General features: G+C 60.2%; 11 protein-coding genes. 6 read left to right on the top strand and 5 right to left on the bottom strand.

From position 1 onward, the window contains the following. Nucleotides 1-304 precede the first annotated feature (304 nt). Together G370_RS0112230 and G370_RS0112235 are read right to left on the bottom strand one after the other, a co-directional pair. Nucleotides 305-1,102 carry a siderophore-interacting protein gene (locus G370_RS0112230; protein WP_019660851.1) on the bottom strand — a complete coding sequence of 266 codons (798 nt, stop codon included), beginning with the start codon at nt 1,100-1,102 and terminating at the stop codon, nt 305-307. 59 nt (nt 1,103-1,161) lie between these two features. Further along, nucleotides 1,162-1,722, bottom strand: coding sequence for a PadR family transcriptional regulator (locus tag G370_RS0112235; protein WP_019660852.1), 561 nt, complete (start codon nt 1,720-1,722; stop codon nt 1,162-1,164). A 566-nt stretch (nt 1,723-2,288) separates the two neighbouring features. On the opposite strand from G370_RS0112235, the gene aceE reads away from it, so the two are divergent. The 4 genes from aceE to G370_RS0112255 all read left to right on the top strand — a co-directional run bounded on the left by aceE (nt 2,289) and on the right by G370_RS0112255 (nt 10,839). Beyond that, on the top strand, nt 2,289-4,976 hold the full coding sequence (aceE, locus tag G370_RS0112240) for a pyruvate dehydrogenase (acetyl-transferring), homodimeric type (protein ID WP_019660853.1): 2,688 nt from the start codon (nt 2,289-2,291) through the stop codon (nt 4,974-4,976). A gap of 62 nt (nt 4,977-5,038) precedes the next feature. Next, a complete protein-coding gene (locus G370_RS0112245) occupies nt 5,039-6,589 on the top strand; it encodes an SIR2 family protein (RefSeq protein ID WP_026347113.1) in 1,551 nt (516 codons plus the stop codon). A gap of 269 nt (nt 6,590-6,858) precedes the next feature. Beyond that, complete coding sequence (locus G370_RS0112250) at nt 6,859-9,498, top strand: AAA family ATPase (RefSeq protein WP_019660856.1); 2,640 nt, start codon at nt 6,859-6,861, stop codon at nt 9,496-9,498. Between the two features lie 3 nt (nt 9,499-9,501). Beyond that, nucleotides 9,502-10,839, top strand: a complete 1,338-nt coding sequence (locus tag G370_RS0112255; RefSeq protein ID WP_019660857.1) for an McrC family protein — start codon at nt 9,502-9,504, stop codon at nt 10,837-10,839. A 31-nt stretch (nt 10,840-10,870) separates the two neighbouring features. On the opposite strand, the gene G370_RS0112260 is transcribed toward G370_RS0112255, so the two are convergent. From G370_RS0112260 to G370_RS0112270, 3 genes are all read right to left on the bottom strand, one after another. Next, nucleotides 10,871-11,239, bottom strand: a complete 369-nt coding sequence (locus tag G370_RS0112260; RefSeq protein WP_019660858.1) for a hypothetical protein — start codon at nt 11,237-11,239, stop codon at nt 10,871-10,873. A gap of 453 nt (nt 11,240-11,692) precedes the next feature. Beyond that, entirely contained in the window at nt 11,693-12,118 is a 426-nt protein-coding gene (locus tag G370_RS0112265) for an energy transducer TonB (protein ID WP_019660859.1), read from the bottom strand. A 91-nt stretch (nt 12,119-12,209) separates the two neighbouring features. After that, a complete protein-coding gene (locus G370_RS0112270; RefSeq protein ID WP_019660860.1) occupies nt 12,210-12,419 on the bottom strand; it encodes a hypothetical protein in 210 nt (69 codons plus the stop codon). Between the two features lie 167 nt (nt 12,420-12,586). On the opposite strand from G370_RS0112270, the gene G370_RS0112275 reads away from it, so the two are divergent. Next, on the top strand, nt 12,587-12,964 hold the full coding sequence (locus G370_RS0112275) for a hypothetical protein (RefSeq protein WP_019660861.1): 378 nt from the start codon (nt 12,587-12,589) through the stop codon (nt 12,962-12,964). 186 nt (nt 12,965-13,150) lie between these two features. Next, nucleotides 13,151-13,795, top strand: a complete 645-nt coding sequence (locus G370_RS0112280; RefSeq protein WP_080112533.1) for a DUF1629 domain-containing protein — start codon at nt 13,151-13,153, stop codon at nt 13,793-13,795. Nucleotides 13,796-13,810 lie beyond the last annotated feature (15 nt).

Genomic DNA, 13,810 nt, shown 5'->3' on the forward strand with positions numbered 1-13,810 from the left:
ATCGCGGAACGAAGAGCAGCCGAGCATGGGCTCGGCTCTACACAGTCAAAGGCGTGCGGACCAACGGTCCGCACCCACCAGGGAATGTGCATGGCTGCCGATGACCCCTGTAGAGCCGAGCCCACGCTCGGCTCATCGCGCGTAGCGCGAGGGTGAATCGAAAAGCAGCCGAGCGTGGGCTCGGCTCTACATGGTCAAGGGCGTGCGGACCAACGGTCCGCACCCACCCAGGAAGGTGCGTCAAAGGCGTGCGGACCAACGGTCCGCACCCACCAAGCAGGGTCCGCACCCACCGGCCGCCCGGTCAATCGCCGTCGGTTTCGTCCGGGTGGGCCTTCCAGTAGCCGGTGGAACGAATCCAGTCCCGCGGCACGCCCAGGTGGCCTTCGATGAACTTGCGCATCATCCGCGCGCGGCGCGATTCGGTGGCGATCCAGTAGAAGACATCGCCGTCCGGGGCCTCGAAGTCGGTCAGCATGTCTTCCAGCAGCGTACTGCTGGCCGCCGGGAAGCCGTTGCGCTCCAGCCAGTGGATGCGCACGTTCTCGTACTGCGGCAGGTCCTGGCGCTCGTCCTCGTCGCGCACTTCAATGAAGGCCTGCACCTCGGCACCGTCCGGCAGCACGTCCAGCCAGCGGGCGATGGCCGGCAGCGCGGTTTCATCGCCGATCAGCACATAGGCGTCGTAGCTGTCGGCCACCACGAACGAGCCGCGCGGGCCGCCGATCACCAGCGTATCGCCGGGCTGTGCGCGCTCGGCCCACGGCCCGGCCACGCCCTGGTCGTGCAGCACGAAGTCGATGGCCAGCTCGCCGGCTTCATGGTCCCACCAGCGCGGGGTGTAGTCGCGCGAGGGCGAAGGCACCTTGCCGTCCGGGTAGCTGCGGCCTTCGGCGGTCAGCACCGGCAGCACCATCTCGCCCGCAGCGTTGGGGAAGAACAGCTTGATGTGGTCGTCGGCGCCGGGCGAATCGAAACCGGCCAGCTCTGCGCCACCCAGCACGATGCGGCGCATGTGCGGGGTGACCTCTTCAGTGCGCAGCACGGTCAATTCACGGAAGCGCACATCCAGGCGCAGGCGCGTGTTGTTGTGTTCGGTCATGGGGGTTACCTGTAAAGGTGTCGCGCGGGGGCGCGCGGCATGGGGAGACCTGGCTGGATTCAGTCTGGCTGGGTCGTTGAAATCGGTGGTTGCTCGCTACCGGCGGTACCGTTGAGCAGGGCCGAGGCCCGCGTCAGCAGCGCCGCCACTTCGTCCGCCTCACCCTCGGCCCAGCGGCCGTGGTGATGCACCAGCGCCCGCTTGAACTCGCGCAGGGCAGTGGCCAGCGGCGGCGGCAGCGAAGCCTTGGTGATCTCGCGGGCACGGTCGAAGGCACGCCGCTGCGCCAGGCGTACCTGGGTGCGCTGCACCTTCAGCTCGAACTCGCCAGCAGCGGTGATGCGGAAGATCCGCTTGCCGTCCACTTCCTCGGCCTCGATCCAGCCGGCCTGCTCGAAGCTGGCCAGCAGCGGGTACATGGTGCCGGCGCTGGGCGTATAGGCCTGCATGAACTGGTTGCTGATCAGCTGCATCAGCTCGTAGCCATGGCGCGGCTGCTCGCCGATCAGGGCCAGCACCAGCAGGCGCAGGTCACCGCGGCTCAGCACGCGTGGCTGGCCGTTGCGGCGGGGCACCGCCGGATCGGTGGAACGGGCTCGGGGAGAAGGGGAACGGCTCATTTCGATATATCGGTAAACGAGTGTGCAAACGATATATCGATATGTCGAACGCGACAACACTCGATCCGGCCACAAGCGGGTCTGTTTTGGGCCACGGCGGGCGGCGCGCGTAGAAACGGGGCGCCCTTTGCAGGGCGCCCCGGCAGCAACTGTGGAAGGGAGCGGGGCCTTGGGGCCAGCACTCGGTCTCTACCCTGCGGCCGCCAGCGGCGCACTTCCAGTGCCGGATGCGGCATGTTGCCGCTGGTTCAGTGCCCGGCGCCGGAAGCGGCCGCCCCCGACACCCAACCTGCCCCAGAAGCGTCATCGGCAGTAGTAACACTGCGTCCTGCGCATGGACGCAGCGGGCCTGATGCGACAGCGGGGCGCCGGCCGCAAGAGGCCGTAGCGGCCGGAAACAGGGGCCTGTCCTGCTGCTGGACAGGGCGGGACATGCCTTGCGGACACTGGCCGCATGCATCCATACGCCAGCGTAGCCAAGTGACGAAAGCCCTTGGTGCGCTACACTTTGCGGTCTAGAAATCTATACAACAGTCGCGCGCGTGCGTGCGGTTATGGGAGCGCTAATGAACTGGTTGAACGAGGTGCTGAACAACGACCCGAATCCTGTGGAAACCCAGGAGTGGATCGAGTCGTTGAAGGCCGTTATTGATGTCGAGGGCTCCGAGCGCGCGCATCAGCTGCTGGAAGGCATGGTGGAACTGACCCGTCGTTCGGGCGCCTACCTGCCGTTCTCTCCCACCACCGAGTACGTCAACACCATCGAGCCGCAGCTCGAGGCCAAGAGCCCGGGCAATGCCGAGCTGGAATGGCGCATCCGTTCGATCATCCGCTGGAACGCGATGGCCACCGTGGTGCGCGCCAACCGCAAGCCGGGTGACCTGGGCGGCCACATCGCCTCGTTCGCCTCCGGCGCCACCCTGTACGACGTGGGCTTCAACCACTTCTGGCGCGCCCCCAGCGAGAACCACCCGGGCGACCTGCTGTTCATCCAGGGCCACAGCGCCCCGGGCATCTACGCGCGTTCCTTCCTGGAAGGCCGCATCAGCGAAGAGCAGCTGGACAAGTTCCGCATGGAAGTGGACGGCGGTGGCCTGTCCTCGTACCCGCACCCGTGGCTGATGCCGGACTATTGGCAGACCCCGACCGTGTCGATGGGCCTGGGCCCGCTGGCCGCCATCTACCAGGCGCAGTTCATGCGCTACCTGGAAAACCGTGGCCTGATCGAGAAGTCCGACCGCAAGGTCTGGTGCTTCATCGGCGACGGCGAGAGCGACGAGCCGGAAACCCTGGGTGCCATCGCCCTGGCCGGCCGTGAAGGCCTGGACAACCTGATCTTCGTGGTGAACTGCAACCTGCAGCGCCTGGACGGCCCGGTGCGCGGCAATGGCAAGATCATCCAGGAACTGGAAGGCGTGTTCCGTGGCGGCGGCTGGAACGTGATCAAGCTGCTGTGGGGCGGTTACTGGGATGCCCTGCTGGCCAAGGACACCAACGGCGTCCTGAAGAAGCTGATGATGGAAACCGTCGACGGCGAATACCAGAACTGCAAGGCCTTCGGCGGCGCGTATACCCGCGAGCATTTCTTCGGCAAGTACCCGGAAACCGCTGCGATGGTGGCCGGCCTGAGCGACGACGACATCTGGCGCCTGAACCGTGGTGGCCACGACCCGCACAAGGTGTACGCCGCCTACCACCAGGCCGTGAACACCAAGGGCATGCCGACCGTCATCCTGGCCAAGACCGTGAAGGGCTACGGCATGGGCAGCGCCGGTGAGGCACTGAACCCGACCCACCAGACCAAGAAGCTGGACGACGAAGCGGTGCGCCACTTCCGCGACCGCTTCAACATTCCGGTGACCGACGCGCAGCTGGCCGACGGCCAGGTGCCGTTCTACCACCCGGGCCCGGATTCGCCGGAAGTGCAGTACCTGCAGGAACGCCGTGCTGCCCTGGGCGGTTACCTGCCGCAGCGCCGCCGCAAGGCCGACAAGACCTTCGTGGCGCCGAAGCTGGAAGCCTACGAGCGCCTGCTGAAGAGCAGCGGCGAGCGCAGCTACTCCACCACCATGGCCTTCGTGCAGAGCCTGAACATCACCCTGCGTGACAAGGAACTGGGCCCGCACATCGTGCCGATCGTGGCCGACGAAGCCCGTACCTTTGGTATGGAAGGCCTGTTCCGCCAGATCGGCATCTACGCGCCGTTTGGCCAGAAGTACAAGCCGGTCGATGCCGACCAGCTGATGTTCTACCGTGAAGACCAGAGCGGCCAGGTGCTGCAGCAGGGCATCAGCGAGCCGGGTGCGATCAGCTCGTGGATGGCCGCCGGTACCAGCTACTCGGTCAGCAACGTGCCGATGCTGCCGTTCTACATCTACTACTCGATGTTCGGCTTCCAGCGCGTGGGCGACATCGCCTGGCAGGCCGCCGACATGCGTACCCGCGGCTTCCTGCTGGGTGGCACCGCCGGCCGCACCACGCTGAACGGTGAAGGCCTGCAGCACGAGGATGGCTTCAGCCATCTGGTGGCCGGTGGCATCCCGAACGTGCGTAGCTACGACCCGACCTTCGGCTTCGAAGTGACGGTGATCCTGCAGCACGGCACCAAGCGCATGATGGAAGACCAGGTGGACGAGTATTACTACGTCACCCTGATGAACGAGAACTACACCCACCCGGAAATGCCGGAAGGCGCGGCCGAAGGCATCGTCAAGGGCATGTACCTGCTGACCGACGCCGGCAAGCCGAAGAAGGGCGAGCTGCGCGTGCAGCTTCTGGGCTCCGGCACCATCCTGCGCGAAGCCATTGCTGCCGCCGAGCTGCTGGACAAGGACTTCGGCGTGACCGCCGATATCTGGAGCTGCCCGAGCTTCAACGAACTGCGTCGCGATGGTTTCGACGTGGAACGTGCCAACCGCCTGCATCCGGAAGGTGAGCAGCGCAAGGCCTACGTGACCGAACTGCTGGAAGGCCGCCAGGGCCCGGCAATTGCCGCCACCGACTACGTGCGTGCGTATGCGGACCAGATCCGTGCGTTCGTGCCGATGTCGTACACCGTGCTTGGTACGGATGGGTTTGGTCGTTCGGATACGCGTGCGAACCTGCGCCGGTTCTTTGAGGTTGACCGGTACTACATCGCGCATGCCGCGATTGCGGCGTTGGCGAAGGAAGGGAAGATGACCGCGAAGGATGTGGCCCGGGCGATCAAGCAGTACAAGATTGATCCGGAGAAGGCTAATCCTGTTGGGGTTTGATTAGGTAGTTATCTTTCATTAAATGGGCGACCCGTGGGTCGCCCATTTTTTAGGGCTTGAATATGGATATTGAAGGCTATCTGACCGATCTATTCAAAGAGAAGACATCCGGAGCTTTTCTGTTCCTTGGCTCCGGTTTTTCCAGGCGCTACATCGGCTTGGAAGACTGGAAGGGGCTTTTGCAGCGCTTCTGTGCTCCAGGGAAGAAGTTCGAATACTATCTTTCCCGAGTTGATGGCGACTATCCAGAAGCGGCAAAGCTCCTGTCTGTCGATTTTAACGAAAGATGGTGGTCCGATCCCGAGTTTGAGGAAAGTCGCGCTCATTATGGTCAGAGCGTATCTACCAGTTCATCAGCCCTAAGGGTTGAGATCTGCAGATATCTGTCCTCACTTACTGATAAATTCCCGGATGGTGTGCTTCTTGGTGAAGAGGTTGAGATAGTTCGCAGGCTCAATGTCGATGGTGTTATTACCACTAATTGGGATTGTTTTGCCGAGCATCTTTTCCCTGATTATAAGGTCTACGTAGGACAGGGGGACTTGCTGTTCGCTAACCCGCAAGAGGTTGGTGAGATATATAAAATCCACGGCGGGTGCTCGGATCCTGAATCGCTGGTCCTGACCTCTGACGACTACGCACTATTCGCAAGCCGGAATCCGTACTTGGCTGCCAAGCTAATTACGGTATTTGTTGAACATCCCGTCGTGTTTATTGGGTATTCGCTATCTGATCCGAATATTCAGTCGATACTTAGATCTATTAGCTCATGCATAGGCAGTAAGAATGTTAGCAAGTTGAGAAAGAACTTAATATTCTTGCAGAGGCCTGAGGAAGAAGAGGGTGATTCAATTTCGGAATCCTATTACGCTTTGGATGCAGAGCAGATTCCAATTGTTCTCGTAAAAACACAAGATTTCTCGAAGGTTTATGCTGCGCTTGAGAAAACCAAGAGAAAAGTTCCTGCCCGTATATTGCGTTTTTGTAAGGATCAGATGTATGAAATTGTCAAGAGCGGTGACCCGGATAAGAAAATAAGCGTCATCGACATCGAGAACATCACTAAAACGGATGATGTTGAATTCTTGGTAGGCGTTGGAGTAATTGCTAAGGGCCTCTCCGCGGTCGGTTATGAGTCGATCCAGTTAGTGGATTTGCTCTCTGATCTGGTAATTCAGGATCGTCAGTACAGCGCTGATATGATACTCAAGAGTGTCATTAAGAGTGTCGGAAGAAATACCAGTAATGTTCCGGTTTTCAAGTATTTGAATGCTGCCGGAATTACGACAAAGGCTGATTTTAACAAGTCGGAGTATGATCTTAAGAAATGGGTTGAGCGGAGGATCGATGAGTTCCGTTCCAACGTTTACAAGAAGTCTTTCGCTAAGAAGTGTAAGGATATGGATATTCAGGATGTGATCGATGAATTTACCCCGGAGGTCGCGGCCGCATACATTCCATTCCTTTCTGCCGACAAGATCGATCTCGAAGTTCTTCGAGGTTTTCTTGAAGACAATTTTGATATTTTCAAGGCGGGATCGACTGGCTACGTGAGCTACTATAGAAAGCTTGCCTGCTTCTATGATCGGCTTCGATGGGGCTGGCGTTTTTGACGACGCCTTTTCTCCCAATCGCATGCGATCTTCCTTGCGTTTTCTTTCGAATTGGGCTGAATGACGAGCGAGAAGGATCTCGTGGTACGCGGATTCATTGAGGTATTACAAGAGAGGAGTCGATGACTCTCCTGGAATGTTCTGGTCTGAGGGACTGTGAGGCTTGATTGTCTCTACGTGAGAGCAGTCAAGCTGCCAACCGCTACTTGGTGACGTAATTGGCATTGTTCCATTAGGATTAGTACTGGGCCAATTTTTATGAGTCATGCATGGGACGCATCAACTCACCGATCGGACTGGATGGGTTTCGGATCGGTTCCGAGTACTCTCGTCAAGATGTCGCACATCTGGGCGGATTGCCTGTTCCAACGGAAATTTATGGCACTGCCTGGGCCGACGGCATCCTAGAACTCGAGAACGCTGTGTTGCTGTTCGTAACACTCGAGAAGGAAGGGGAAGCCGACTACCTCGACGTTTTCGACGGCACCGACTTCTACTGGGAAAGCCAGAATAGGAACAGTCAAAGCTCCCCGATCATCCGCAGGATCTCAGGCGGTTCGCCCACCTATCTGTTCGCGCGGATGAGGGCAAAGTTTCGCGGCGCCTCCAATGCGGTCCCATTCATCTACTGCGGCAAGCTCGACTTCGTGGCGATGGACGGGGAGCACCCTGTTACGTGCCTGTTCGATGCGGTCGACATTGGAACCGGTCATAGCGACAGCCTGGCTGAGATCCTGCAGTGGCGTCCTAGCGTCTCCCCAACCGAGTTCTCTGCGCGCCAGCTGCGACTGAAGGGTGACGGAAAGATTCTGCCGCCAGCAACCACAAAGTCCTTCGCTACTCCTACGCCCGCTGTGGCGAGTGGCCCGTTGATCTGGGAAGTCGTGCTCACCGATGGCGCCATACGCAACGGCTACATCTCAGTTGACCCCAGTTGGTCAGGCTTCGATGCAGCCATGCTGGGCCTTCCAGACGTAGCGTCAGGAAGAGAAGCTACCTTTACGTTCCCGAATGGCTATCAGATCACCTCCGATTTGCGGCCCAATGGACCAGGCTCAGCTCGCATCCGCGCACGTGTTGCGCCCGCGTTTAGGCGCCTTGGGGTAACAGCGGGCGATTCGCTGCTCATCATTCAAGAGACAAACGGGCAGTATCGAATTGAGGCACGCAAGGGCAGCCGAGACACGTTTGAGCTCGGCTACGTACGTCTGCGCGAACGCTTCCTCGCACGATTCCCCGGATTCACCGGCTTCTCTAAAGATCAGCGCTTGTTGCGGGAAACCAGCTACAAGCGGCAGTTGGTAGAGCAGTACCCCGCGATCATGCGTCCGGCGCTCAGGAGCGGACAGCCAGAGGAAATTTGGTCTGCGCTGCTCAAGCTGCTTAAGGTTCGCGTTGGCGTAGAGAACGTGCAACCTCAGAACATTGTTGGTTGGCGAATTGTCGCGCAATTGGCCGAGTTGCCAGAGGACGATCGAGTAGCGCTGGGTAGGGCGGTCCTCTCACTGCTTAGGAGGCGGGACGACAACGTTGCACTTGAGGCCTTCAATGAGTCCTTGTACAAGCTGAGCGCACCGCTACAGCCTGCCGGCCAACGGTCGCTTTCAAGCCTTCTGCTTACTCTAAAAGATCCGACTCGCTACTTTTTCATCAAGACCGGCCAGATGCGCCGTGCCTTGGGTCTGCTCGACCCGACCTTCGACTTCCGCAAGGGCGGCATGACCGTCGAAGAATGGGAGCGCATTCGTGCGCTCTCGAGCCGCCTCGCCGATCGACTGTCAGATGACGGCTGGCCGCCCTCAGACATGATCGACGTTCAGTCCTTCCTCTGGGTGGCCATCGCCTATGAGCAGGGCGACGGTGCAGAGGCTGAGGAGCAAGAAGATGAAGCTGTGGAACAGGATGACGATATGCAGGTGATGCACGCTCCCTCCAACACCATCCTCTATGGCCCACCCGGTACCGGCAAGACCTATGGTGTGGTGGATAAGGCTCTGGAGATCCTCGATCCGGAGTTGCTGGCCGCCATCAAGGGTCAGGGGGCTGGTGCGCGAGCCGTGCTCAAGCAACGCTTCGATGCGCTGCATGAAGAAGGACGCATCCGCTTCGTCACCTTCCACCAGAGCTTCGCTTATGAGGACTTCGTGGAGGGCCTGAAGGCTCGTGCAGGTGCAAGCGGTGCGCTCGAGTATGGCGTTGAGAACGGTGTCTTCCTCGAGCTTTGCATCGATGCGCAGCACAGCGACCTGCCATACGTACTCATCATCGACGAGATTAATCGGGGAAACATCGCCCGCATCTTCGGCGAGCTCATTACCCTCATTGAGCCCAGCAAGCGGCAGGGGATGGATGAAGCGTTGTCCGTTCGCTTGCCGTACTCCAAGCAAGATTTTGCGGTGCCAGCCAACTTGCACATCATTGGCACAATGAATACTGCGGACCGCTCGCTGGCTGCGATGGACGTAGCACTGCGCCGACGCTTCCGGTTCATCGAAATGCCGCCCCAGCCGGAGCTGCTTGATTGGGACGTCGACGGTATTCGCATGGGTGAACTGTTAAGCACCCTAAACAGTCGCATCGAAGTTCTGCTCGGCCGGGATCACCTCATCGGCCATGCGTACTTGATGGGCGCCAAAGATCTGCCTGGGCTGGCTGAGGCGTTCCGCCTGCGCATTCTGCCGTTGCTGCAGGAGTACTTCTTCGAAGACTGGCGTCGTATCGCTTGGGTGCTGAACGATGATGCTAAGCCGCAGGGTGAGCGCTTCTTGCGCCAGCGCGAGCTGCAGTTGAACCGCCTGTTTGCCCCGGAGGCACAGCTCGCACCTGACACCGCCAATTGGTATATCCATGAGTCAGCGTTCGAGCAGGCAGCCAGTTACAGGGGAATTCTCGTCGGCCAGGCAGACTGACCGATGGCTGTGCTGACTGTGCGCGAGTATGCGCGGATCGGCGTTTCAGAAGGCGGTCCGCAGCAGGAGGGGCTGGATGCCGCCTTCTTCCCGCAGGCGTCCTTTGACTGGCTCTGTGGTGAGTTCGAGCGCTTGCGCGCGGGCGGAGCGGCGCTCATGCAGCGCGATGGCGCACGCTGGCTGCGTCTGGACCAGTATGTAGGTGTAGTGGAATGTCCCGACGGCACCACATTGGAGGTGCTGCCGAAGCACGTTGCACATGTAGATGATGCGCTCGGCGCGAGGCGGTTGCTGCGCCGCATGCTATGCACCGTGCTAGACATCTCACCGAGGGACGGTAGTCCTGCCGACGTGACTCTATTCGATACGCCATTAAATGAATGGGTCATGGGGCGATTCATCGGCGCGCTGGATGAACTACTAAAGCGCGGACTTCGCTTCGACTACACACGGGTCCGCGAGGAGCAGTTGTTCCTGCGTGGTCGCTTGGATATTTCGCGTCAGCTCCGTCAGTCGCCCACTCGTGCCCACGTCTTCAACATCGAGCACGATGTGTTTAGCGAGGACAGGCCTGAGAACCGGCTACTGCGCGTCGCCCTGGATCGCGTGTGTGCACGTACGCGCAACGCGGGAACCTGGAGACTTGCCCAGGAGTTGTCTACGCGTATGGCCAGCGTGCCACGAAGTACCCAGGTGGCTAACGATCTGCGCGCTTGGGGCAGCGACCGGCTGATGGCCCACTATCGTGAAGTCCGTCCGCTATGCGAGCTGATCTTGTCGGGCCAGAGCCCCTTGGCATTGGCGGGCGATTGGCGCAGCCCAAGCATGATGTTCCCCATGGAGCGGCTGTTTGAGCGCTACGTGGGCGCTTGCCTAGCGCGCCAGTTCGCGCCGGAGTGGCGGGTTGGCGGTGCAGCGTCGGAGTACCTGTGCAGCCATGGCGGGGCAAGCTGGTTCAATCTGATTCCAGATTTTCTGCTGCGACGAGGCGATGAGCTCCGCGTACTTGATACGAAGTGGAAGGTGCTGGATGCGACGGCCAGCGATGCGCGTGAGAAGTATGGGCTCAAACAATCCGACTTCTACCAGATGTTTGCCTACGGGCAGCGCTACCTGGGTGGAGCAGGGCAGTTGGCGCTGGTCTATCCGCAGCACGCGGGATTCACGCAGCCCCTTCCCGCATTTGATTTCAGCGCCGAACTACAGCTTTGGGTGTTGCCCTTTGATTTAGAGCGTGGATTGCTGGTGACGCCGGAACACTGGCGGCCGAATGGCAACATCCCTCCTCAAGTGAACCCACCCGCTGCGCATAGCAGCGAGCTCAGTAGCTGGGTTCCCTGAACTATCGGAGCCGGCCGCTCATGCACACGTGCTACTCCCGCACGTGCAACCGCTCACTCACCTGCGCAGTCAACGCCACACAAGCCATCTTCAACCCCTCCATCACCCGATCCCCCAGGTACTCCTCGGGCGCGCCGTTCTGCCGAGTCCGCTCCGCAGCCAGCATCAGCTCCGCCACCACGCGCAGCCCCGCCAGCGCGCAATCTGCATCTGCCAACTGAAGGCAGCGCCCAGGCAGTTGATGCCGCTCCGGCCACGGCTGGCCATCCGCCGCCGCACCGGTGCCGATGCGGTGCAGCGTGGCGACGAAGGAGTTTGGATCGGGTGAGGGTTCGCGCTCGGTCACGGCGTTGTCCGGATCGTAGTGCGCGTGCAGGGAACGGAAGTCCGATGTGTTCATGGCAATGCTCCGTACAGGACAGATAGCAGCGCCACCGATAAAGGTGGCGGACGGTGCGGGCTCGAAAACCGGTGAATACCCAAGCCGGCGGGCCCGAAGGCCCCCACGCACCGCCCGCCATGGAACGCGAACGGATTGCCAGCCGGCGCCATCCGAAGATGACGCCGACTGGCAAGCGTAAAGCACTGGGTATTCAGACGGGTTTTCGAGTCCCGCGCCACCCTTTTCCGGTGGCACGCCAAGAGATACCCGTACAGCTACCAAATGCCAAGAAACTGCAGAACCGGCGATTGCCAGTCCTGACGCTTTCGGCATTGTCGCACACGGTGTTAAGCCGGCAAGCGATTGCGCCGCAACGGTCTTGGAGGGCTTGGCGTTATTGGCCCCAAGTGCAGAACTGCTCGCAGTCTGGGCCATGGCGTAGGGCCAATCGCGACAGATTGAACCAGCGGTTCAGCCGGGCGGCGCCTCGGCCGGAGGCACGAAGCTCAAACGCACCCGAACCCGCGCATGCCGCGCGACGCCCTCAACCACGACCGGTTCGAAGCGCCACTGGTCCACTGCGGTAAAGGCCGCACGATCAAGCTCCCGCAGTCCGCTGGACCGCACCACCATCACGTTGGAAACCTGGCCCAGCTCATCCAGCTGAGCAACCAACAGCACCGCCATGGGCATCTGCAGCAAGGTATCGGGCGGGGTGGCAGGGGCCGTTGAATACACAACGGCAGGCGCCTGCTGCAGCTCGAAGGTGGGGTTGTCACCGCGCTCTACGAACACTTCAGTGGAAACCTGCGGGTCTGCCGCCATGGCCATGGCAGGTGTAGCGCCCAGCAGCATCAGAACGAGGTTCAGTGCCAGGGTGGTGTTCAAACGGGGCATACGTGGTTTCCATTCCGGTGCGCTGCCAGCATAGCGGCCATCCTCTGGCATGGCTTGCCTTGAATGCCGGCGCGCCGGACGGCTGCACGGTTCACACTGGCATGCCAGGCCGTGGCCACAGCGCATCGTCGCGCTCCAGGTCGTAGTCGTTGCCGAACGCCAGTGCGGCCTCGTGCGGAGGCAGATCTGCGTAGCAACCCAGCAGGTACTCATCCATGCCGGCATCGCGATGGTCGATGGCGAACAGGTGGAGGAGCTGGTTGTCGAAGGCTTCCAGCCATGTGGGGTCGATTCTGATCATGGGCATCCTCCAGTGAGAAGAGGAGTGTGGCTGCGATGGGTCTCACACGGCGGGACGCGCCGTCGGCGGTCCGAAAAATTTGATTGTGGTCCGATTGCGTACCAATGCATGCCAGAGTAAAAGAGGACCGTAGTTACCCATCGCAACACCCATAGGAAAGGAGACCCATGGCTGCCATCGAAGACAATGACGCGCTGTTCGATTCTCAGTTGATCATCGGTCCCACGATCGTTGCGGGAAGCAACCTGCTTCGCCATCTGCAGGCGGCGGGTGAGTTCGACATCAACTCTGCAAACAATTGGCTGTACCTGCCCATTGAGCAGGCGTTCGCAGATGAGCTGGGATGCTCGCGCTATGTGCAGGAGCCGATTGATGCCTACTCACAGGGCATGTTGCGGCAGTTGGCTACCATCGAGGCCTCGCCGGACGGGCAAGGGGCGCTTGAAGGCGACCTAGGTTCTATCGTTCGGGCAGTGGAGGCCGTGAGGGTGCTGCAGGACACGGTGAAGGTGGCGCTGATCAATGGGGATCTGGTGTTGGCCTAGCGGAGCTGAAGCTGGGGAGTGCCAGCTCTTGGAGCTTCGGTGCGTTGGGAACGTACGACAGCTATGTCACGCAGGGCAACGTGCGGCAGCGTGGCGCCAGCTTTCACTTAAATGAAAGGAGGTCACTTTCCTCTCCTTCAGGTTGGCTCTAGGCTAGCAATTAGGATTTTGTAAGGGATGAATATCATGGAGCAAATGGAGTCAACTCAGCCCAGACATGGGGAATTCTTCCTCTTGATGCCGGATACCACGCGAGGGGGAAAGGGGCACGGGGTAGTGTTCGAGAATATGAAGAAACTTCGCACACCTCCACGGTTGATCCTGCGTCCTGAAGGGGGGGGATTTCCACCTTTGGCAGAGAAACCACTGTTGGTTCACTCGCCCAAGAAGGGGGGGCTTCCGGAAGATCTTGAAGGAGGAATGAGCGGTTACTGGCTCGTCTCGGAGCGCTTGCGCAACGCGTTCGTCTCTGTCGATCCCAACGGATTCGAGTTTGCGGAGAGCGAATACCGCCTCGCCAATGGATCTGAAGGGCCGCGCTACTTCCTCTGCGATGTGACCCGAGTGATCGATGCGGTCGATGAAGCTGCGTCAAAGCTCCGCATTGTTCGCGACGAGGGCTATCCCGGAGGCAAGTTTTACGACCTCAGGGGTGGGAGTTCCCTGGCGTTCCGAAAGGATGTCATCAGCCAGGCGCACATATTCAGAACGCCTTACTCAGGGAACCTGGTTTTCTGTGACAGCGCTTTGCGCGATGCGGTTCTGGCCGCCGGCATCGGTGGTAGGGGCGAGTCGCGAGGACTATCGTTTACGGACGCAGCTGATATCTGAGTCCGCTGATTGAAC

Origin of the sequence: Stenotrophomonas hibiscicola ATCC 19867, from assembly GCF_000382065.1 — a bacterium.
GTDB lineage: Bacteria > Pseudomonadota > Gammaproteobacteria > Xanthomonadales > Xanthomonadaceae > Stenotrophomonas > Stenotrophomonas hibiscicola.